Source organism: Aeromicrobium sp. NPDC092404 (assembly GCF_040684095.1).
Lineage (GTDB): Bacteria > Actinomycetota > Actinomycetes > Propionibacteriales > Nocardioidaceae > Aeromicrobium.
This window is the reverse complement of record NZ_JBFBFI010000002.1, coordinates 282,773-304,391: the sequence shown is the minus strand read 5'-3', so window position 1 is coordinate 304,391 and position 21,619 is coordinate 282,773. Positions and strand designations below refer to the sequence as shown.

Annotated in this window: 20 protein-coding genes; 6 read left to right on the top strand and 14 right to left on the bottom strand. The window is 70.2% G+C overall.

The window, feature by feature from the left end; genetic code table 11:
- Positions 1-309: 309 nt before the first annotated feature.
- Complete coding sequence (locus tag AB0N22_RS11845; RefSeq protein WP_364640093.1) at positions 310-2,421, top strand: AAA family ATPase; 2,112 nt, start codon at positions 310-312, stop codon at positions 2,419-2,421.
- On the top strand, positions 2,418-3,938 hold the full coding sequence (locus tag AB0N22_RS11840) for a metallophosphoesterase family protein (RefSeq protein ID WP_364640090.1): 1,521 nt from the start codon (positions 2,418-2,420) through the stop codon (positions 3,936-3,938). Before AB0N22_RS11845 ends, AB0N22_RS11840 begins: the two co-directional genes overlap by 4 nt.
- On the opposite strand, the gene AB0N22_RS11835 is transcribed toward AB0N22_RS11840, so the two are convergent.
- The 3 genes from AB0N22_RS11835 to AB0N22_RS11825 are packed head-to-tail and all read right to left on the bottom strand — an operon-like array spanning position 3,935 to position 7,502.
- Positions 3,935-5,146: an ArgE/DapE family deacylase gene (locus tag AB0N22_RS11835; RefSeq protein ID WP_364640087.1), complete on the bottom strand. Its 1,212-nt coding sequence runs from the start codon at positions 5,144-5,146 to the stop codon at positions 3,935-3,937. The two genes, AB0N22_RS11840 and AB0N22_RS11835, sit on opposite strands and share 4 nt — an antisense overlap.
- 58 nt (positions 5,147-5,204) lie before the next feature.
- Positions 5,205-6,338 (bottom strand): hypothetical protein, encoded by a 1,134-nt coding sequence (locus tag AB0N22_RS11830; RefSeq protein ID WP_364640084.1) that lies wholly within the window; start codon positions 6,336-6,338, stop codon positions 5,205-5,207.
- Between the two features lie 27 nt (positions 6,339-6,365).
- Positions 6,366-7,502 carry a hypothetical protein gene (locus AB0N22_RS11825; RefSeq protein ID WP_364640082.1) on the bottom strand — a complete coding sequence of 379 codons (1,137 nt, stop codon included), beginning with the start codon at positions 7,500-7,502 and terminating at the stop codon, positions 6,366-6,368.
- A gap of 331 nt (positions 7,503-7,833) precedes the next feature.
- Between AB0N22_RS11825 and AB0N22_RS11820 the strand changes: the two genes are divergently transcribed.
- Positions 7,834-9,699, top strand: a complete 1,866-nt coding sequence (locus AB0N22_RS11820; protein ID WP_364640079.1) for an anthranilate synthase family protein — start codon at positions 7,834-7,836, stop codon at positions 9,697-9,699.
- The gene (locus tag AB0N22_RS11815; protein ID WP_364640076.1) at positions 9,699-10,388 is read left to right on the top strand and encodes an aspartate/glutamate racemase family protein; all 690 of its coding nucleotides are present in this window, start codon (positions 9,699-9,701) and stop codon (positions 10,386-10,388) included. Before AB0N22_RS11820 ends, AB0N22_RS11815 begins: the two co-directional genes overlap by 1 nt.
- A gap of 80 nt (positions 10,389-10,468) precedes the next feature.
- Here AB0N22_RS11815 and AB0N22_RS11810 read toward each other — a convergent pair whose 3' ends face one another.
- The 11 genes from AB0N22_RS11810 to AB0N22_RS11760 all read right to left on the bottom strand — a co-directional run bounded on the left by AB0N22_RS11810 (position 10,469) and on the right by AB0N22_RS11760 (position 19,366).
- A complete protein-coding gene (locus AB0N22_RS11810) occupies positions 10,469-11,083 on the bottom strand; it encodes a LysE family translocator (RefSeq protein ID WP_364640073.1) in 615 nt (204 codons plus the stop codon).
- 1 nt (position 11,084) lies between these two features.
- Complete coding sequence (locus AB0N22_RS11805; protein ID WP_364640070.1) at positions 11,085-11,288, bottom strand: DUF2945 domain-containing protein; 204 nt, start codon at positions 11,286-11,288, stop codon at positions 11,085-11,087.
- 56 nt (positions 11,289-11,344) lie between these two features.
- Positions 11,345-12,265, bottom strand: a complete 921-nt coding sequence (locus tag AB0N22_RS11800) for a DMT family transporter (RefSeq protein WP_364640068.1) — start codon at positions 12,263-12,265, stop codon at positions 11,345-11,347.
- Between the two features lie 79 nt (positions 12,266-12,344).
- On the bottom strand, positions 12,345-12,791 hold the full coding sequence (locus tag AB0N22_RS11795; protein ID WP_364640065.1) for a hypothetical protein: 447 nt from the start codon (positions 12,789-12,791) through the stop codon (positions 12,345-12,347).
- Positions 12,792-12,847: 56 nt separating this feature from the next.
- Positions 12,848-14,377 (bottom strand): trypsin-like peptidase domain-containing protein, encoded by a 1,530-nt coding sequence (locus tag AB0N22_RS11790; protein WP_364640062.1) that lies wholly within the window; start codon positions 14,375-14,377, stop codon positions 12,848-12,850.
- Positions 14,378-14,448: 71 nt separating this feature from the next.
- Positions 14,449-15,849, bottom strand: coding sequence for a HAMP domain-containing sensor histidine kinase (locus tag AB0N22_RS11785; protein WP_364640059.1), 1,401 nt, complete (start codon positions 15,847-15,849; stop codon positions 14,449-14,451).
- A complete protein-coding gene (locus AB0N22_RS11780; protein WP_364640056.1) occupies positions 15,846-16,538 on the bottom strand; it encodes a response regulator transcription factor in 693 nt (230 codons plus the stop codon). Before AB0N22_RS11780 ends, AB0N22_RS11785 begins: the two co-directional genes overlap by 4 nt.
- Before the next feature lie 39 nt (positions 16,539-16,577).
- Positions 16,578-17,453 carry a fructosamine kinase family protein gene (locus tag AB0N22_RS11775; RefSeq protein WP_364640054.1) on the bottom strand — a complete coding sequence of 292 codons (876 nt, stop codon included), beginning with the start codon at positions 17,451-17,453 and terminating at the stop codon, positions 16,578-16,580.
- Positions 17,454-17,486: 33 nt separating this feature from the next.
- On the bottom strand, positions 17,487-17,975 hold the full coding sequence (locus AB0N22_RS11770) for a low molecular weight protein-tyrosine-phosphatase (RefSeq protein ID WP_364640051.1): 489 nt from the start codon (positions 17,973-17,975) through the stop codon (positions 17,487-17,489).
- Positions 17,972-18,370: a phage holin family protein gene (locus AB0N22_RS11765; protein WP_364640049.1), complete on the bottom strand. Its 399-nt coding sequence runs from the start codon at positions 18,368-18,370 to the stop codon at positions 17,972-17,974. The genes AB0N22_RS11770 and AB0N22_RS11765 overlap by 4 nt, the downstream gene beginning before the upstream one ends.
- 57 nt (positions 18,371-18,427) lie before the next feature.
- The gene (locus AB0N22_RS11760) at positions 18,428-19,366 is read right to left on the bottom strand and encodes an EamA family transporter (protein WP_364640047.1); all 939 of its coding nucleotides are present in this window, start codon (positions 19,364-19,366) and stop codon (positions 18,428-18,430) included.
- 62 nt (positions 19,367-19,428) lie between these two features.
- Here AB0N22_RS11760 and AB0N22_RS11755 point away from each other — a divergent pair, with 62 nt between their 5' ends.
- Together AB0N22_RS11755 and AB0N22_RS11750 are read left to right on the top strand one after the other, a co-directional pair.
- Positions 19,429-20,406 carry a TIGR03557 family F420-dependent LLM class oxidoreductase gene (locus AB0N22_RS11755; RefSeq protein ID WP_364640044.1) on the top strand — a complete coding sequence of 326 codons (978 nt, stop codon included), beginning with the start codon at positions 19,429-19,431 and terminating at the stop codon, positions 20,404-20,406.
- A gap of 28 nt (positions 20,407-20,434) precedes the next feature.
- On the top strand, positions 20,435-21,493 hold the full coding sequence (locus tag AB0N22_RS11750; protein WP_364640041.1) for a histidinol-phosphate transaminase: 1,059 nt from the start codon (positions 20,435-20,437) through the stop codon (positions 21,491-21,493).
- The last annotated feature ends 126 nt before the right edge of the window (positions 21,494-21,619 follow it).

Below are 21,619 nucleotides of genomic sequence, written 5' to 3'. Positions count from 1 at the left end.
GAGCAGCCTCAGCGACCAGCCTGCGCATCGACTCAGCTGCCCGGGATACCGCTGCGGCAGCGACGGCGGTCGCCACCATTCGTGCCGTCACGCGCCAGCCGCCTGCCATCGTCTTCCTCACGCCGGGTCCAGGGCCCCAGTATGACCTGTCGCCCGGGTTCGCGCCGAGCAATCCGGGAGTGCCACGCCGGGCGCTGCGCCAAGTCGGTCAACCGGTCGCGACGCGTGCCCGCACACCGGACAACTGCCTGCGGAATATTTCGACGACGCAATAGACTTGTGAGTTCTCTAGGGCGAAAAAGGAGTCTGGTGAGCTCGAACAACGCGGAACAGCGCGAGATCGACGCGGAGCAGGCCTATGTCGACTCCGTGTACGAGCGTCTCGACGCGTCCGCCAAGGTCGCGCAGTCCCTCGTCGTCGAGGGGATGGCGCGTGGCCACGTGGGCAACGAAGGTGGTCTCGTCGAGCGGGACGCCATGGTCTACCAGGCCTCGCTCCGGCTCTCCGCGCTCAACGCGGCTCATGACGGCCTCGTGTTCGGTCGCCTCAACATGCTCGACGGCGAGTCGCGCTACATCGGCCGCATCGGCGTGCGCGACGCCGATCGCGAGATCATGCTCATCGACTGGCGGGCGCCGGCTGCCGCGATCTTCTACCAGGCCACGGCGCAGGAACCGGCCGGTGTCGTACGCCGCAGGGTCCTGCGCTGCGCCAACGACACGGTCATCGGCATCGAGGACGACCTCCTCGACGCCGACAACGCCCCCGACGACCTGGTCGTCATCGGCGAGGGCGCCCTGCTCGCGAGCCTGACCCGAGCGCGCGACAGCTCGATGCACTCCGTCGTCGCAACGATCCAGAAGGAGCAGGACGAGGCGATCCGCGCCCCCAGCCGCGGCGCCACCACGATCGGCGGTGGCCCGGGCACCGGCAAGACGGTCGTCGCGCTGCACCGCGCGGCCTACCTGCTCTACACCGACCGTCGCCGCTTCGAGTCCGGTGGCGTGCTCGTCGTCGGACCCTCGACGGTGTTCATGAACTACATCGAGCGCGTGCTGCCGAGCCTCGGTGAGACCAGCGTGACGCTTCGGTCGCTCGGCGAGGTCGTCGACGGTCTGCGCGCCGCGCGCCATGACGAGCCGGTCGCCGCGGCGGCCAAGGGCTCGTCGCGCATGACGGCGTTCCTCTCCCGGGCGGCAGCAGCGCCGGCGCCGGGATCGCCCACCGAGCTCCGCTACTTCTACAAGGACGATGTCCTTCGGCTCGACGGCCATCAGCTCGAGCGCATCCGCCGCAACCTGCTGTCGGGTGGCAAGCGCAACCGCGCCTACGTCAAGGCTCCGGCCGCGCTGGTCGACGCGCTGTGGGCGCAGGTCGAGGGCGAGCGAGCGCTCGAGAAGGGCGAGGAGGAGTTCGTCGAGACCGTCACGACCGACGACCGATTCGTCGACTTCGTCGAGGACTGGTGGCCGCCGGTCGAGCCCATCGACGTGTGGCGCACGTTGCCCGAGCTCATCGACGAGCTCGCCCGCGGTGCATTCAGTGCCGACGAGCTCGCAGCGCTCAAGGCGTCGTGGGAGATCGGCGAGCCCAGCATCGAGGACGTGCCGCTGATCGACGAGCTGCGCTACGTCATCGGCGAGGTGCCGGTCGCCAACGGTGACGACGAGGACGTGCCCAAGCAGCTCATGAGCTTCGAGCGGCGTGAGCGTGAGGTGCGCAACGACCGCTTCCGCTCGACCCAGAGCATCGAGGACGACGGCTTCGCCCACGTGCTGGTCGACGAGGCTCAGGACCTGTCTCCGATGCAGTGGCGGATGCTCGGCCGTCGCGGGCGCTACGCGAGCTGGACGATCGTCGGCGACGAGGCGCAGTCCTCGTGGCCGCACCCCAAGGAGTCGGCCGTGGCGCGCAAGGCGGCCCTCGAGGGCAAGCCCGAGCACGCCTTCCGGCTCTCCACCAACTACCGCAACTCCGCCGAGATCTACGACCTCGCGGCCAAGGTCGCGGCGATCGCCGTCCCACACCCCGACCTCGCCGACGCCGTACGTCGCACGGGCGAGCAGCCGGCGCACCGCACGGTCGCCGCAGGTGAGCTCGTCGAGGGCGTCCACCGCGCCGCCGAGCAGATCCTCGACCGGGTCGAGGGCACCGTCGCGATCGTCGCACCGACCGCCCGGCTCGCCGACCTCGGCGATGACCTGGCCGGCCTGCTGGATCAGCATCCCGACCGGCTCCGCCTGCTCGACGGTCTCGACACCAAGGGTCTGGAGTTCGACGGGGTCGTCGTGGTCGAGCCTGACGGCATCACCGACGAGTCCAGCGCCGGTTGGCGTACCCTCTACGTCGTCCTGACGCGCGCGACGCAGCTGCTGACGACGATCGGCACGACGGACCGCTGGTTGTCGCGGGTCTCATGACCCGGGCTCTCAAGGTCCTCCTGCTCGTCCTCCTGGCGGTGGGCGTGGCGCTGCCGACCGGCTACTCGACGTTCGTGCACAGTGAGCGCGAGGTCGTGATCGGGGCGCACGACGCAACGGTGCAGCCGACCTTCACCGGCCATGCTCGGATCGACTTCGGCACGCTGATCCCGCAGATCAGGGTGCCGGCGGAGGCACCCCTGGGGCTGGGCGTCGACATCCGCCTGGGTGACAGCGAGATCACAGATCTCGACCAGCTCGTCGCCCAGGACGCCGCGATCGCGGCGCAGCCGCAGGGCGAGATCGCCTCCGTCCGCTCGACGGTCGTGTCGATGTTGATCGATGCCGCGATGCGGGCCGCGGGCGCCGCACTGCTCGCCGTCCTCGTGGCGGTCCTGGCATGGCGAGCCATCGGACGTACGCGGCGTCGCGCGATCCTGGCGAGCGCCCGGCACCCACGTGGTGCCCAGGTCCTGGGCGCTGTCGGGGTCGGGCTGGTCACGGTCGCAGCGCTGGTGCTGGTCGCTGCGCCCGATCGCCCGCGCTCGGACGAGACGGCGTGGCAGCCGATCGGAGCAGTGTTCCCCGAGCTGCCGTCGGACCAGGTGCTCGACAAGGTCGAGATCGCCCAGGGTGCGTCCACCCAGGGGAGCCGCGCGCTCGTCGAGGGCGCGCTGGCGACCTATCGCACCTCGGTGTCGTTCTACGGTCGGCTGGCCGTCAACGCTGCGTCGGCCGAGGTGCGTACGCCGGCTGAGGGCGAGACGACTGCCCTGGTGGTGACCGACCGGCACGACAACATCGGCATGGACCCGGTGGCTCGCGCCATCGCCGAGCGCGCCGGCGCACGCCTGCTGATCGACCTCGGCGACGACACGTCCAACGGCGGGAGCTGGGAGACGTTCAGCATCAACTCGTTGGCGCGGGAGTTCCGCGGCTTCGACGTCGTGGCCGTAGCGGGCAACCACGACACCGGGCCGACGGTCCGCAAGCAGATGGAGGACAAGGGCTTCACGGTGCTCGACGGCGAGCCCGTGACGGTCGGTGGCGTCCGGTTCATCGGCAGCAGCGACCCGCGCAGCTCGGGCCTCACAGCCGGCTACAGCGGCGATCCCTCCGCCAACTCGATGTCGCTGAAGCAGCAGGACGAGCAGCTCCAGAAAGCGACCTGCGACGACGGGGACGTGAGCGTCATCGCCGTCCACTCGCCCTCGTCGGCGACCCGTGCGGCGGCGTCCGGGTGCGCCGACCTCGTCCTGTCCGGCCATCTCCACCGGCAGGTCGGGCCGACCACCGTGGCCGGTGCCAACGGCCGGACGACCACGACCATGACGACGGGCTCGACCGGTGGCGCGGTCTACGCGTTCGCGCTGGGCAGCAAGCTGCGCCGTGAGGCCCAGGTGACGATCGTGACGTTCGCCGACGGCAGGCCGGTCGGGCTGCAGCCGGTCAGCTTCCAGCCCGGCGGCATCATCGAGGTCGCCGACTTCGCGCCGATCACGACGTCACCGCGCTAGCGGCAACGGGCCAGGACCAGCTCGGCGTACGCCCGTGCGCAGGCGACGACCTCGTCGATCGCGACGCGCTCGTCGACGGCGTGCGCGTCGGCGATGCGACCCGGCCCGTACTGCACCGTCGGGATGCCCGCCGCCGCGTACTGGCGCAGGTCCGAGCCATAGGGCGCGCCCGTGAGGTACGGTGGTGGCTCCCCGGCGGCGATCACCGCGTCGACGACCTGAGGTCCGAAAGCGTCGCCCTCCGGGAGGCGGCCCGCCGCGAAGTGGCCACCGGGCCACGTGACCGTCGGCGGGTTGTCCGCGAGCCACGGGTCGCGCGCCGCCGCAGTGGCGAGCGCGTTCTCGAACGCGGCCTTGGCGTCGGCGAACGACTCGCCAGGCATCACGCCGTACCGACCTTCGGCGACCAACAGGTCCGGGACGGTGCTGGCCCAGTCGCCCGCGTGCAGGACCCCGACGCTGATCGGCCACGGCAGCTCGCCGAACGGATGCGGGGGAGCGGCATTGCGTACGGCCTCGAGCTCGGCGAGCGCGCGATGCAGGAGCTCGAACGCCGTGATCGCGCTGTGCCCGGTGGCTCGCATCGAGCCGTGGGTCGCCCGTCCGACGACCTCGATCCGGAACGTGAGCGAGCCGGCGTTGGCAGCCACCACCTCACCGGCAGTCGGTTCGGCGATGACGCACGCGTCCCCCACGTGACCGCGCCGCAGGGTGGCGTACGTCCCGAGGCCGCCGTCCTCCTCGCCGATCACGGTGTGGATCGCGAATGGCCGCGCCAGCTCGATGCCGCTGACGGCGCGGGCCGCCGCGATGATCGCGACGACTCCGCCCTTCATGTCGCAGACGCCGCGGCCGTACCAGGTCCCGTCCTTCTCACGGAGGAGCCACGGGTCGGCGTTGGCCCAGGTCTCGGCGTCCCCGGGCGGCACGACGTCGACGTGGCCGTTGAGGATCAGGGCCGGTGTGCCGGGACCGCTGACGCCCACGCAGCCGAGGGCCTCAGCACGGTCGACCTCCTCGCCCGGGTAGTCCGGGTCAGCTCGCAGCTCGTCCAGGTCAAGCGTCCACTGGTCGACATCCAGCCCGAGACCCGTCAGCGTCGCTGCGCACCACCGCTGAACGGCGACCTCGGCGTCGGAGCCGCCGACGCTCGGGATGTTGACGATCTGAGCGAGGTCGCGACGGATCAGGTCGACATCAATCTCCATGTCGCCAGCATGGCAGTGCCCGGGTCAGCACGAGGACCGACCCGGGCACCGCTCAGCGTCAGCCGATGCGGGTCGGCTTCAGTCGGATGTCGGTGTCGCCGGTGCCGAGCTTGCCGTGCTCGTTGTTGCCCCAGCAGTAGAGGGCACCCGAGGCGTGAACGGCGCACGTGTGCAGGGTCCCGGCGCTGACCGACCGCCAGCTCGTGGAGGCACCGACCCTCGTCGGCACGTCGCGGGCTGACCCGTCTCCGAGCCCGAGCTGGGAGTACTCGTTGTAGCCCCAGCAGTAGAGCGACCCGGCAGAGCGGATCGCGCAGCTGTGATAGTCGCCAAGACCGGTCTTGGTCCAGCTCGTCGAGGTGCCGACCTTCTTGGGGGTGTGCGCGATCAGGCCGAACCCGATGCCGACCTGACCGATCTGGTTGTCACCCCAGCAGTAGAGCGAGCCGGAGCTGTGCCCGGCGCAGCTGAACCGGCCCCCGACGTCGACACGCTCCCAGCTGCTGGACGAGCCGACCCGTGTCGGCTTCTTCCGGCTGTCCGTGTTGCCCAGCCCGAGCTGGCCGTCGCCACCATAGCCCCAGCAGTAGAGCGAGCCCGACGTGCTCGTCGCGCAGGTGTGGTAGCTGCCCGCCGCGACGCTGACCCAGCTCGAGGACGTGCCGACCTTGGTGGGCTTCAGGCGGCCGTCCTGATCGCCCACGCCGAGCTCGCCGTCGCTGTTGAGGCCCCAGCAGTAGAGCGAGCCCGACGTGTGGCGTGCGCAGGTGTGAGCCTCGCCCATGGCCACAGCGGTCCAGCTCGTCGACGTCCCGACCTTCGTGGGCCGATCACGTTCGTCCTGGTCGCCGAGACCCAGCTGGCCGTCGGCGTTGTTGCCCCAGCAGTAGAGCGATCCGCTCGCGTGCCGCGCGCAGGTGCTGTTGTAGCCGGTGCCGACGCTGGTCCAGCTGCTGGACGAGCCGACTCGCGTCGGCTTGTCGTGGCCGTCGTTGTCACCCAACCCGAGCTGGCCGTCGGAGTTGTCGCCCCAGCAGTACAGCGCGTTGCTGGTCGAGATGGCGCAGGTGTGGTTGGTGCTCGCCGAGACCGAGCGCCACTGCGGGGTCGCGGCCGATGCCGAGCCGATCCCGACCAGGCACACGCCCGCGGCGAGCACGAGCGCGGCCGCGGCACGCACGACGTTCCTCATGTGGTCCTCCTGGTGCGATGCCCGGCGTCAGCCGACCTTGGTCAGCGTGTCGCGCGGGTCGAAGTCGCCGTTGCCGAGCTGGCCCCGCTCGTTGTAGCCAGCGCAGTACAGCGCCCCGGTCGAGTACCGCGCACACGTGTGGTTGCCGCCCCCGCTGACGCTCTTCCAGCTGGTGGAGCTGCCGACCTTGGTCGGCACGTCACGGTTGTCGTCGTCGTTGAGGCCCAGCTGCCCGAACCCGTTGTAGCCCCAGCAGTAGAGCGCCCCGGTGCTGTAGCGGGCGCACGTGTGCTGCTGCCCTGAGGAGACGGAGGTCCAACTCTTGGACGTCCCGACCTTGACCGGCACGTCGCGCTTGTTCTTGTCGTTGAGCCCGAGTTCACCGGAACCGTTGTATCCCCAGCAGTAGAGCGATCCGCTCTCGTGACGGGCGCAGGTGTGGTTGCCGCCGGCACTGACGCTCGCCCAGCTCGTGGAGCTGCCGACCTGCTCGGGCTCGTAGTGCGTCGCCTCGTCGTTCTGGCCCAGCTGGCCGGAGCCGTTGGAGCCCCAGCAGTGGAGGGACCCCACCTTCTTGCGGGCGCAGGTGTGGCCGTCACCGCTGTCGAGGCTGACCCAGGCGGTCGAGGTGCCGACCTTGGTGGGGACCTCCCGCTGGGTGACGTCGCCGAGGCCCTGCCCGAGCTGATAGCTGTTGTTGAGTCCCCAGCAGTAGATCGATCCGGTCTTGTGCCGGGCGCAGGTGAAGTTGGCTCCGGTGGTGACGGCGGTCCAGCTGGTCGAGGTGCCGACCTTCTTCGGGGTGGCGCGGTCGTCGTCGTCGCCGAGTCCGAGCTGGCCGAACTGGTTGTAGCCCCAGCAGTAGATCGATCCGGTCTTGTAGCGGGCGCAGGTGTGGCCGAACCCCGCGCTGACGCTGGTCCAGCCGGTCGAGGTACCGACCTGCTTCGGAGTGACCCGGTCGTCGCCGATGATGCCGAGCTGGCCGTACTCGTTCCAGCCCCAGCAGTACAACGCCCCCGTCGTGGCGATGGCGCACGTGTGTGAGGTGCCGGTGCTGACCGACGCCCACGTCGGCGTGGCCGCCTGGGCCGTCCCGGTGCCGACCAACGACACGGTTCCGGCGAGCAGCAAGGCTGCAACGATGCGTACGAATGTCTTCATGAGTGTGTCCCCTGTCACGCTGTCGCGGTTGATCATGCCACGCGAGGCTCGAGAGTGCCGGGAAATCGCCGTCAACCGATCGCGGTCGGGGTGACGGTGACTCAGAAGACCCTCGAGGGCTTCAGTCGTCGTCACTCACGCCGACTTGCTTGGGAACGACCGCCGCCGACTCTGGGACCTGCGCTCGCCTGCGCTAGGCTCGTGCCATGACAGCTCAGACCGCCAGCTGGTGGCTCCACCTGTAGGTGGACTGTCGACTCGTGCCCAGACCGCCTCGCCGGCTCTGGGCATTTTGTGTCTTGGCCGGTCGAGACTTCTCCAAGGAACCTTCATGACCCAGCTCGACGACCTGCTCGCCCAGCCGGCGTTCGCCCTGATCCGCGTCCGCGACTCCGACACCGTGACGCTCATCGGTGGTCCCCGCACCGACCTCGACCGGCTGTCCGACATCCCGTTGGTGCCGGGGAGCGACGCTGGTTGGGACCACGTGGTGCTGGTGCCGTACGCCCAGGTGCGCGAGCGCGGCTTCGAGGCCCACCAGGACGGCACGCCGTTGAGCGCGATCGAGGCGGCCTTCAGCGCCGAGATGCCGCTGACCGAGCTGCTGGACCTGCTGCCCGACGAGCCGATCGAGTTCGCCGACCGCGGCGGGTTCGAGTCGACCGACGACGCGTACGCTGATCTCGTCCGGACGATCATCGACGAGGAGATCGGGCAGGGCGAGGGGGCCAACCTCGTGATCGGCCGGCACTACCGGGCCAAGGTCGCCGACTGGGGCCACGCGGGAGCGCTGACCGTCTTCCGCCGGCTCCTGGAGCGCGAGCGGGGGGCGTTCTGGACGTTCTGCATCTTCACGGGCGACCGCTACCTGATCGGCGCGAGCCCCGAGCGGCACGTGAGCGTCGAGGACGGCCAGGTGCGGATGAACCCCATCAGCGGCACGTTCCGCATGCGCGGCCTCGAGACGCATGCCGATCGCAAGCGCGAGCTGCTGCGTTTCCTCCAGGACGAGAAGGAGATCTACGAGCTCTTCATGGTCGTCGACGAAGAGCTCAAGATGATGTGCGACATCTGTCACGAGGGCGGGCTCGTGCTGGGGCCCTACCTCAAGCCGATGACGCACCTCGTGCACACGGAGTACCTGCTCGCCGGCCGCACCAACCGGGACGTGCGCGAGGTGCTGCGGGACTCGATGTTCGCGGCGACGGTCACCGGCAGCCCGGTCGAGAACGCGTGCCGGCTGATCAAGAAGTACGAGCCCGAGGGCCGCGGCTACTACGCCTCGGTGGCAGCGCTGATCGGCCGCGACGACGACGGCAACCCCCGGGCCGACGCGCCGATCCTCATCCGTACGGCTGACGTCGACCTCGACGGCAACCTGAAGGTCACCGCCGGCGCGACGCTCGTGCGCGACTCCGACGCGATGTACGAGACCAAGGAGACGTGGGCCAAGGCCTCCGGGATCCTCAGCGCCTTCGGCCTCGTCGACGCGGCACCCGAGCCGGTCGAGGGCTTCGACGCGTTCACCCGTGAGGACGAGGTGCTGATCGCCCTCGGGTCGCGCAACCAGCGACTCAGCCAGTTCTGGCTCACCGACCAGTCCGGCGCCGCTCCGGTGACCACGCTCACCGGCAAGCGGGTCGTGATCGTCGACGGCGAGGACGACTTCGTCAACATGCTGTCCCACGTGTTCGGGGTGCTCGGCATGACGACCGACATCGTCCGGCACGACGTCTACGCCGAGGGTGACCTCGACGGCTACGACCTCGTGGTCGTCGGGCCGGGACCCGGTGACCCGCGTGATCTCGCCGACCCCAAGATGGCCGTGCTGCACGGGCTCGTCGCCGGCCTGTTGGAGGCAGAACGACCCTTTCTGGCTGTTTGTCTTGGTCACCAGGTGCTGAGCCACACCATCGGCCTCGACCTTGCTTTCAAGGACATCGTCTTCCAGGGCACGCAGAGCCGGCTCACGGTGCTGGACCGCCCCGAGACCGTCGGCTTCTACAACACGTTCGTGGCGCGCGTTCCGTCGTCGGGGCTGCCCGACGGCGTCGAGGTCGAGACCGATCCGGGCACCGGCGACATCCACCTCGTCGCCGGTCCGCACTATCGCGGGGTGCAGTTCCACGCCGAGTCGATCCTCACGCAGAACGGCTTCGGCATCCTGCGCGACCTCGTCACGGAGCTGATCGGCTGATGCGCACGATCGGGTTCATCGGCGGGATGAGCTGGGTCAGCACGGCCGAGTACTACCGTCTCGCCAACGAGGAGGTCGCGCGTCGGCTCGGTGGCCTGCACTCGGCCCGGATCCTGCTGGAGTCGGTCGACTTCGCCGAGATCGAGGAGCTCAAGCTGGCTGGGCGCTGGGACGAGGTCGGCGTACGCCTGGCAGCGGCTGCCGCGCGGCTCGAGACTGCTGGTGCAGAGCTGATCGTGCTCTGCACCAACACGATGCACCACGTCGCCGGTCCGGTCGAGGCGGCGGTGACGGTGCCGTTCGTGCACATCGCCGACACCACGGCGTCGGCGATCACGGCCGCCGGGGTGGGTCGCGTGGGGCTGCTGGGCACGGCCTTTACGATGAACGAGGCGTTCTATCGTGACCGCATCGCAGGTCACGGCATCGAGGTGCTCGTGCCCTCGGACGACGACCGGCGGCGGGTCAGCGAGATCATCTACGACGAGCTGTGCCTCGACGTCGTGCGGGACGAGTCGCGCACGTTCTACCTCGACGTCGTCGAGCGACTCGTCGCCTCCGGAGCCGAGGGCATCATCCTGGGCTGCACCGAGATCGAGCTCCTGATCGACCAGTCGCACCTCGCCGTACCGGCGTTCCAGACGACGCTCCTGCACGTGCAGGCCGCCGTCGACCTGGCCCTCGCCTGATCCCACCCCCGCTGAGCGTGACGTCTTGCAGGCGACACGCCGGTGCGAACCTGCAGAACGTCACGCTCAGCGGGGCGAGGTCAGAGCTTGGTCGTGGCGAGGGTCGCGCCGAGCCCGGTGAGCACGCCGCCGGTCGCGCGGTCCCACCGCCGGCGCACGGTCGGCCGGGCGAACCAGGCGCCCAGCCCCGCACCGACCGACACGAGCACCGCCCACAGCAGCAGGCCGGCCACGACGTCCACGATGCCGAGGGCCAGGACCTGCGCGGCCGTCGACGTCCCGGCCACGACGAACTGCGGCAGGACCGCGGCGAAGAACAGGATCGCCTTGGGATTGAGCAGGTTGGTCAGGAGCGCCTGGGTGAAGGCGGTCGCGGTCGTCAGGTCGGGCTCCGCCCGGACCTCGTCGTCCGTCTTGAAGCTCGAGCGGATCAGCCCGATCCCCAACCAGACCAGGTAGGCCGCACCGGCCCAGCGGATCGTGGTCAGCGCCTCGGGCGAACGAGCCAGGAGCACGGAGAGGCCGGCAGCGGCGACGAGCATGTGGACGCACAGGCCGGTCTGCGCTCCGAGGGCGGCAGCGGCGCCTGCTCGCCAACCGCGGGTCGACGAACGGAGGATCACCGCGAAGTCGGGTCCCGGAATGGCGTACGCCACGGCCACGACACCGAGGAACGCCCACCAGTGGATGCCCATGTCAGCCCTTGAGCGCGCGCAGCGCTGACGGGGCGTGGGCGGCTCTCGCCCCCGTCTTGTCGCTCTCGACGATGAACTTCGGCTCGTCCTCGGACGCTGTGAACTTCTGCTTGGCGAGCTGGAAGTCCTTGGTCTTCTTGTCGACGATCTTTCCCTGCGTACGTCCTTGGGAGGTGTCCCAGCTGACGCGGTCCCCGATCTTCATGCCTCCAGTCTGCGCCGGTTCGCCGGCCGCCGCAGGTCGGAGGGGCTCCGGCAGGATCAGGCCGCTGGGGCGCGCTCGTCGTCCGGTACGTCCTTGGGTGCCGACCTGAGGCGCGTGATCGCGACGCCGATGAGGCACAGCGCGCCGCCGACGAACGCGAGGGCGGCCGGGACCTCGTCGAGGACTGCCCACGAGATCAGCGTCGCGGTCGCGGGAGCCAGGTAGGTGGTCGAGGCGGCCTTGCCGGTCGAGATGCGCTTGAGGGCGTAGGACCAGGTGCTGAACCCGATGGCGGTCGGGAAGACACCGAGATAGACGACCCACAGGATGTCCTCGGTCGAGGCACGACCCAGCTCGTCGATCAGGGCGGGCGTGAACGGCAGGCACACGACCACGCCGACGAGGCAGCCGAGCCACACCGACATGACGGGCTCCATGTGCTTGAGCGCGGGCTTCTGCGCCAGCGCACCGAACGCGTAGAAGGCTGCCGCGGCGACGCACAGGAGGACCCCGGTCGTGCTCGCGGTGTCGACGGCCGTCGAGTCGCTCTCGGTGCTCAGCGCGATCAGCACGACGCCGGCGAACGCGATGCCCATGCCGATCATGAGCGGCTTGGGGAAGCCCTCCTTGTAGAGGAAGCCCGCGATGACGGCCGCGAAGATCGGACCGACGTTGACGATCAACGCCGTCGTGCCGGCGTCGAGGTCGCGCTCGGCGGCGTTGAGGGCGATGTTGTAGGCGCCGAACCACACGACGCCGTAGAGGATGACCAGGACGAGGGGCCGACCCGTGGGGAGGGCCGCGATGGTCGGGCGGGCGAAGAACGTGAGGGCGACGACGCCGACCAGCAACCGCCCCAGGGTCAGCGAGCCCGGGGAGAACGTGTCGCCGACCGCGCGGATCGCGACGAAGGCCGAGGCCCAGACCACGACCGTGACGAGCAGGGCCGGCATCGACAGGTCGCGTTCGATCTTCACCTCTCCACGGTAGTGAGGAGCTCAGACAGGCACGAGCGAAAATCGGCCATCCTCGCGCCGGATCCCGCCGAACGTCGACCTAGGTGGTCCTGAGATCCGACAGGTCGAGCCCCGGGCGCTCGTCGTCCCACGTCATCGAGCTGATGCGCCAGCCCTCGGGAGTCGCGACGAGCTGGGTGAGGATCACGCCGCGGACGCTGAACGCGGTCCCGCCCTGGACGCCCGACTTGGCGTACTCGCTCAGACGGTGCGCGACAGCACCGAACACGGTCGTCGTGGCCGACAGCTCCTCCTCGAGGAACTCGGTCAGCTCACCGGACTCCACGAGGGCCCGCCGCGGCGCGATGAACTCGGCGGGGGTGGAGATCTCGGCCGCGCCGGCGATGTTCTTGATCAGCAGGCCGCGGTCGATGAACAGCGCCGGTATGGCGTCGTAGTGGGGACGTTCGCCGGCGCCGAAGGAGACGCTGGCGAGGAACCGCCGCATGAGCTCGGCGATCTGGGTCGTGGCGTCGGTCGGGGACATGAGCACCTCCGGACCGGACTCTAACAGTCGTCATAGTCCGGTCCGGAGAGCCTGCGTCAGTCGGTGGAGCCGGCGTCCGACCCGAGGGTCACCTCGACCTCGTTCTTCTTGCCGTCGCGGTTGTAGGTCAGCGTGATCTTCTGGCCCGGCTGGAAGCCGCGGACCGAGGCGACGAGCGCCTCGGAGCTGGCCACCAGGTCGCCGTTGACGGCGGTGATGACGTCGCCCTTCTGGAGGCCTGCATCGGCACCGGCCCCGTCCGGCGTGACCTCGTCGATCTCGGCACCCGTGCCGGTGATGCCGTCCTCGGACACCGCCGGACGGACGGTGACGCCGATCTGCGCGTGGGCGAACTTCTCGCCCTTGACGAGCTGCTTGGAGACGTTCTTGGCGAGGTCGATCGGGATCGCGAAGCCGAGGCCGATGGAGCCGCCCTCGCCGCCGCTCGAGGCCTTGATCGCCGAGTTGATCCCGATCACGTTGCCCTCGATGTCGACCAGCGGTCCACCGGAGTTGCCTGGGTTGATCGCCGCGTCGGTCTGGATCGCGGGGAACGTGTTGGAGCTGGCGGCGTCGTTGCTGCCGTCCGACGACGTGACCGGCCGGTTGAGCGCGGAGATGATGCCCTGGGTCACGGTGCTCTCGAGCCCGAACGGCGAGCCGATCGCGACGACTTCCTGACCCACCTCGAGGTCCTTGGAGCTGCCGAGGGTCGCCGGAGTCAGGCCGGTCTTGTCGCTCGCCTTGATGACCGCGAGGTCGGTCTTGGGGTCGGCCCCGACGACCTTGGCCCGGGTGAACGACCCGTCGTTGAACGCGACCGTGATGATGCCGTCGTCGCCCGCGACCGCGGTGACGTGGTTGTTGGTCAGGATCTCGCCGTCGCTGCTGATGATGATGCCCGTGCCGGAGCCGGACTCGTCATCACCCTTGACGTTGATCTGGACGACGGAGGGCAGGACCTTGGCGGCGACCTGCTCGACCGCGCCGGCCGGGACGTTGGTGTTGGTGACCTTGTCGCCGGTGTCGAGCGAGCTGACGCTCGACCCGTTGTCGCCCCCGTCGTCCTGGGACCGGTCCTGGAGCCAGGCGCCACCGTAGCCGGCGCCACCGGCGAGGAGGACGAGGGCCAGCACTCCGGCGAGCAGGCGTCCGGTGCGGCGCTTCGGCTTGGCCGGCGGCTCGTCACGGCCGTTGCCGTCGTCGGCCGCGAACGCGGTGGCGAAGGGTGGGAGCGGTTCGGTGCGGGTGTCCTCCATCGGAGCCGCGGGGGGCGCGTCGGCGAAGCGATGCGTGTAGGCCTCGGCCGGGGTTGCGGGCGGATCGGAGGTGGTGGCAGCCGGCTGCTCGACCGTGCGCGGCTCGGACTCCGCGGCGGGCACCGGCGCGACCGGGATGGTCGGCTCGGAGTCGGCCTGGGACGGGGCGGCCGGCGCCTCGCCCGTGGGCGCGTCGGGCTGCTGGTCGTCCGGGGCGGCGGGGCTGCCGGCGGGCTCGGAGGGGGCGGGCCGGTCGTCGCCGCTGCCGCCGCGCTCGGTCGGCGGGACGTAGGGGCGCTCGGCGAACGGGTCGTTCGTGTCGGTCATGAAAGTAGATTCTCCCGTATCGCTGAGACTGATCTGAGAGCGGCGTGTGAGCGTTCGAAGAAACCCGCAGGTCAGGCTTGGTCGGAGCTCGGCAGCTCGAGCGTGAAGGTGGTTCCGCCGCCAGGTGGCGACTCGACCTCAACGGTACCTCCGTGGCGTTCAGCCGCTCGCTTGACGATCGAGAGGCCCAGCCCGGAGCCGGGCAGCGTACGTGCCTCGCTCGAGCGGTAGAACCGGTCGAAGATGTGCGGCAGGTCGGCCGCGTCGATGCCGGGACCTTGGTCCGTGACGGTCAGGGCGCCACCGGCGAGGTGCACGTGGACGGTGCCGCCGGGAGGGCTCCACTTGGCGGCGTTGTCCAGGAGGTTGGTGACGGCGCGCTCGAGCAGCTGGGGCTCTCCGAACACCATCCACGACTCCAGCTGGACGTCGAACGTGACGTGGTGCGCGCGCATCCGTACGCGGTCGACGGCCTGCGTCACGACGTCGGAGAAGTCGAGCGGCTCGGGGTCGCGGGCGATCGGCTCGTCACGCGCGAGCTCCACGAGGTCGCCCACGAGGGTCGTGAGCTCCTCGAGCTGCGACCGCACGTCGCCCATGATCTCGTGCCGCTGCTCCTCCGTCAGCGACTTCTCGGCGTTCTCGGCGGCCTGGCCGATGAGCTCGATGTTGGTGCGCAGGCTCGTCAGCGGGGTCCGCAGCTCGTGGCCCGCGTCGGCGACCAGCTGGCGCTGCCGGGTCTGTGAGGCGTCCAGCGCCTGCAGCATGGCGTTGAACGACGTCGTGAGCCGGGCCAGCTCGTCGTGCCCTGTCACCGCGATGGGGGTCAGCTCGGACGTCCGCGCGACGCGCTCGGTCGCCGCGGTGAGCCGCCGGACCGGGCGCAGGCCGTTGGCGGCCACCGCCCACCCCGCGATGCCGGCGAGGGCGACGCCGGCGGCGCTGCAGAGCAGCAGGATGACCTTGAGCCGCTTGAGGGCGTAGTCGATCGACTCCATCGACTGCGTCATGACGAGGGCCCGGCCGCTGCCGGCCTCGACGGCGACGACGCGGTAGGGCGTGCCCTTGACGTTCACGGTGCGCATCGACTGGGACGCCTCGCCGAGCGACACCTCGAGCTCGTGATAGCTCTTGAACGCGCCCGCGACCTGGTCGTCGGTGTTGGCCGGGTTGGTGAACAGGGTGCCGCCGCTCACGACGAAGATCTGGACGTCGGCGATGCGCTGCAGGGGCGGGTTGATCTGGTTGAACTGCTCCGGCTCGGCGAGGCCGGCGTCGACCGCCGCCTGCGCCCGGCGCAGCATCGACTCGTCGAGCGAGCTCTCGAACTCCGCACGCACGACGACGAACACGATCATGCTGACGACGCCGAGCGTCGCCGCCACGGCCATCGTCGTGAGCACCGCGACCCGCAGGGCGAGCGACATCCGCTGGGTGAACGGCTGCAGCGAGCGGTGCAGGACGTCGATCACGGAGGGGTCTCGCGCAGGACGTATCCGACGCCGCGCACGGTGTGGAGCAGCCGGGGCTCGCCCTCGGCCTCGAGCTTGCGGCGGACGTATCCGACGTAGACCTCGAGTGAGTTCGCGGTCGTGGGGAAGTCGAATCCCCAGACCTCCTCGAGGATGAAGGAGCGTTCGAGCACCCGCTTGGGGCGCTGGAGGAACAGCTCGAGCAGGGCGAACTCGGTGCGGGTCAGCGACAGCGACCGCTCGCCGCGCTTGACGTCGCGGGTCACCGGGTCGAGCGACAGGTCGGCGAACGTCAGGGGCGCCTCGTCAGGCTCGACGGCGGCGGCTCGGCTCGAGCGCCGCAGGAGCGAACGTACGCGCGCGAGCAGCTCTTCGAGCGCGAAGGGCTTGGTCAGGTAGTCGTCGGCCCCGGCATCCAGCCCGTCGACCCGGTCGGAGACGGCGTCGCGGGCCGTGAGGACGAGGATGGGTACGTCGTTGCCGGCGCCGCGGAGGGCGCGCGTCGCCTCGAGCCCGTCGAGCCGCGGCATCATCACGTCCATGATGATCGCGTCGGGGTTGATCTGCGGGACCCGGGCGAGCGCCTCGGCGCCGTCGGAGGCCAGCTCGACCGCGTAGCCGTTGAACTCGAGCGATCGCCGCAACGAGTCGCGCACAGCACGGTCATCGTCGACGACAAGGATGCGCATGGCCATCAGTCTGCCTCGGATCCCTGAGACTTGGCTGAACTACGAGGACGTTCCGGCCAGCAGGCTCTGCGCCGCGGCGACCGCCCGGGCGCCGTACGTCCCGCCGAAGAGCGTGGCGTGCACCAGCAACGGATGCAGCTGGTGCAGCGCGACGCGGTCCCGCCATCCGTCCGTCAAGGGTGCGGCCTCGTCGTACGCATCGATGACCCGCTGGAGGTGCGGGATGCCGAACAGCGCCAGCATCGCGAGATCCGTCTCGCGGTGACCGCCGTGCGCGGCCGGGTCGATGAGCCACACGTTGCCGTCGGAGCCCCAGACGACGTTGCCCGACCACAGGTCGCCGTGGATCCGGGCCGGCGGTTCCTCGGGGCCGGCGAAGTCGTGGATGCGGCGCATCGCCGCCTCGATCGTGGCCGCCTCGGCGGAGGTCAGCGCCTGGCGGTCGACGGCGGCGCGGACGTAGGGCATGACCCGGCGCGACGCGAAGAACTCCGGCCAGGTCGGCAGCGGGCGGTTGGGCAGCGGGGCGAGCCCGACGAAGCCGTCCTGGGCTCCGCCGAACTCCTCGGCGCCGGCTTGATGGGTCACGGCCAGCGCGCGGCCGAAGCGCTCGGCGACGTCGGTCGTGGGCTTGCCCGGCTCGACCCAGTCGAGCACGATGCAGTCGTCGGCGACGGCGAGGACCCGGGGCACCTTGGCGCCGTCGGCCGCGCCCAGCCAGCGCAGCCCCTCGGCCTCGCGCTCGAAGAATCCCTCGGGCGGGTGCGGGCGGGTCTTGATGATGGCGCCGCGGCCGTCGGTCAGCCGGAGGCGCGTCGAGGTGCAGATGTCACCGCCGGCCACAGGAGTGGTGGAGACGACGCCGATGCCAAGGAGTGCCTCCGCCCGGGCGGCGGTCCCTGCCATGCGTGCCATGACGATGACGTTACCCCGTGCGGAACCGTACGTTCAGCGGTCCATGAGGTCCGGCAGCCGCGCGACCAGGCCGTCGGTCGTGCGCTCGATCATCGCCAGGACGTGCGCGAAGCCGTCGTCGCCGCCGTAGTAGGGGTCCGGCACCTCGTCGTCGCCCTCGGTCGCCTCGGGGTCGAAGGCCCGGAACATGCGCACCTGCTCGGCCTGGGCGACCGTGGGCGACTGGTCGACGACATCGGCGTGGTTGCTGGCGTCCATCACGAGGAGGAGGTCGTTCTCGGCGTACCAGTCGGGAGAGAAGGTGCGGGCCCGATGGCGCGTCGGGTCGTATCCCGCGGCGGACAGGGTCGCCGCCGCTCGGGGATCCATGGGGTGTCCGACGTGCCAGTCGCCCGTGCCGGACGACGCGACCTCGACCCGGTCGTCGAGCCCCGCCCGGGCCAGTCGGTCCTCGAGGACGACGTGCGCCATCGGGGACCGGCAGATGTTGCCGAGGCAGACCAGCGCGATGCGGTAGGTCAACGGACCGGACGGGTCTTCTTGTTGGTGAAGCCACTCAGGACGGCATTGACCAGCGAGATGACGATCGAGCCGAGCAGGGCCCACCAGAACCCGTCGACGTGGAACGGGACGCCGAACCTGTCGGTGACCCACTCGGTCAGCAGGAGCAGCAGCGCGTTGATCACGAGGAGGGCGAAGCCCAACGTGACGATGATGAACGGCAGGGACAGGGTCTTGATGATCGGCGCGACGAAGGCGTTGATCGCCGTGAAGACCAGGGCGACCAGGGCGATCGCGACGATGCGCTCGGCGGTGGAGTCGCCGGAGGCGCCGATGTCGATGTGGTCGCCGAGCAGGCCGGCAGCGGCAGCGAGCGCGAGTCCGCTGAGGATCCATGCAGTCACGAGTCTGGGCATGGAGCCGATTGTTGCACTGATGGCCGAGCCGTCGCTCGGGCGATGAGGGCCGGGGAGCTACGGCTGGGGCAGCACGGACTCGACCTTGCGCGAGGTCTGTGCCAGCACGATGCCGGCGAGCACCGCGACCGCACCCACGACCTGGATCGGTGTCAGTGACTCGCGGAACCAGGCCCACCCGAGGACGTTCGCGATGACGGGCTCGAGCATCGCGACCACGACGACGATCGTCGCGGGCAGGTGCCGCAGCGCGACCATCTCGAGGAAGAACGGCATGACGGTGCCCGGCACGACCACGATGGCGATGACCAGCCACGGGTTGGCGGAGTGGTCCGCCAACCGCCCCAGCAGGGACGTCGAGCCGTCGAGCGCGGGTGTCGTCCAGATGGGCTGGATGAGGTTCATCGCCACGGTCGCCACGACGAACGCCCACAGGATGACGCGCAGCGGGTCGTCGAAGCCGACATGGTGCTCGCCGAGCAGGAAGTACGTCGCGAAGCTCACGGCTGCCAGCAGGGCCATGACGACTCCGAGCCCGTCGAACTGCAGCCCGTTCCACGCCCGGCTGACGACCGCGAGACCGCCGATGGCCAGCGCGACGGCGAGCCACATCCGGCCGCGGACGGGTTCCTTGCGGACGAACCGGACCCACAGCACCACCAGGACGGGTGCGAGGTACTCGATCAGCAGGGCGATGCCCAGTGGCAGCCGGTCGATCGCGACGTTGTAGGTCAGCTGCAGCGCCGTCACCCCGACCAGGCCGAGGCCGATGATGAGCAGCAGCGAGCTGCCACGAGGCCGACGGAGGGCCGAGCGGCGGAAGCACGCGGCGTACGCGACGAAGACCAGTGTCGCGCCGGTGATGCGCAGCGTCGTGAACGACTCGGGACTCAGGCCGGACCCCATGGCGACGCGCGAGACGCCGCCGTTGACGCCGAACAGCACGGCGGCGAGGACGACCAGCGCGTAGCCGAGCCTCGCGTTGCGAGAGGTCACGCGCTCGATCATGTCAGCGCCCGCGTACGTGTCCGTTCGCGGGCACGGGGTACGGGACGGGCATGACGCGATTCGGCTACACCCTCATGTGCGAGCAGTCCGATCCCCGCGCACTCGTGCGCCACGCCGTCGACGCCGAGCGGGCCGGCTTCGAGCTGGCCGTGATGAGCGATCACTTCAACCCGTGGTTGGACGAGCAGGGGCACAGTCCCAATGCCTGGCCGACCTTGGGGGCGGTCGCTCAGGCCACCGAGTCGATCGAGCTGATGACGTACGTGACGAGCCCCGTCGCGCGCTACCACCCTGCGGTCATCGCGCAGCAGGCCGCGACGGTCGGGCTGCTGAGCGAGGGCCGTTTCACCCTGGGACTGGGCTCCGGGGAGAACCTCAACGAGCACGTCATCGGCGCCGGGTGGCCGCCGGTCAACGTCCGGCACGAACGCTTCGTCGAGGCGCTCGACATCATCAACGCCCTGTTCGACGGCGGCTACGTCAACTACGTCGGTGACCACTACCGGGTCGACTCGGCCAAGCTCTGGGACCTGCCCGACGCGCGGGTCCCGATCGGTGTCGCGGTCAGCGGCCAGCAGTCGATCGAGGCGGGTGCGCCGCGCGCCGACGTCATGATCGCGGTCGAGCCGGACCCCGAGCTCGGTCCGGCCTTCGACGCCCACACGCGAGCCACGGCGCCGGCGCGCAAGGTCGGCCAGCTGCCGATCTGCTGGGACCGCGACGTCGATGCAGCGCGTACCCGTGCTCATGAGCAGTTCCGCTGGTTCGCTGGCGGCTGGAAGGTCAACGCCGAGCTGCCGGGCCCCTCGGCCTTCGCGGGAGCCACCCAGTTCGTACGCCCGGACGACGTCGCGGAGCAGATCCCGTGCGGCGACGACCTCGGCGCGATCGTCGACGCGGTCCGGCCGTTCGCGAAGGCAGGGTTCACCGACGTCGCGCTCGTCCAGATCGGCGGCGAGCACCAGGACGCGTTCCTCGCCGCAGCCGAGGCCGAGCTGCTGCCGGAGCTCCGGCAGCACTTCTCCTGACCGATCGGTCAGGTATTACGCTCCTTGCATGACCGTTCCCCGCGCTCGTCAGGCACTCGACCACATCCCGGTCTATCGCCCCGGCAAGGCCGCCGCGAGCGAGGACCACAAGCTCTCGAGCAACGAGAATCCGTTCGATCCCTTGCCCGGCGTCATGGAGCGGGCCGCCCTGGAGCTCGGGCGCGTCAATCGCTATCCCGACGCCGGCACGACCGCGTTGTACGACGCGCTGTCGGCGAAGCTCGGGCTCTCGCCCGACCACTTCGCCGCGAGCACCGGCTCGGTCGCCGTGCTCTATGCGCTGCTCAACGCACACCTCGAGACCGGCGACGAGGTGATCTATGCGTGGCGGTCGTTCGAGGCCTACCCGATCGCCGCCGACCTGACCGGCGCGACGACCGTGCGCATCCCGCTGCGGCCGGACGGCACGCACGACCTGGACGCGATGGCGGCTGCCGTGACCGACCGTACGCGGGTCGTGCTGGTCTGCACGCCCAACAACCCGACCGGCCCGGTCGTCGCCGCTGCCGAGCTCGACCGGTTCCTCGCCGCGGTGCCCGAACGCGTCCTCGTCGTGGTCGACGAGGCCTACGTCGAGTTCATCCGCGACCCCGAGGCGGCCGACGGGCTGGCGGCACTGGCAAAGCATGACAACGTCGTGGTGCTCCGCACCTTCTCCAAGGCGTACGGGCTGGCCGGCCTGCGGGTGGGCTACGCGATCGCGCGACCGCCGGTGGCCGAGGCGATCCGCAAGGCGTCGCCGCCGTTTGCCGTGACCGACCTGTCGCAGGCGGCGGCCGTCGCCTCCCTCGACTCCGAGGACGCGCTGGCCGAGCGGGTCGACGTGATCGTCCGGGAGCGGGAGGCCATGGTCGCTGCGCTGGAGGGCCAGGGCTGGGACCTGCCGGCGACGCAGGCCAACTTCGTCTGGTTGCCGCTCGGCGACGACGCCACGGAGTTCGCAGCGTGGTGCGACCCCGTCTCCGTACGCCCGTTCGCCGGCGACGGCGTGCGGGTCAGCATCGGCAGCGCTGAGGTCAACGCCGTCTTCCTGGACCGTGCTGCTGCCTGGCGCAAGGAGCACTGAGCCGGACGACCGTCTGTCACGAATGCGCGCGATCGACGTGACCATCGACTCGCCGGGGCGTTGTTTTGGTCAGGCGGAGGTTGCCGGGATACGGTGGGATCGATGTGATGCCAGTCACGTCATGCG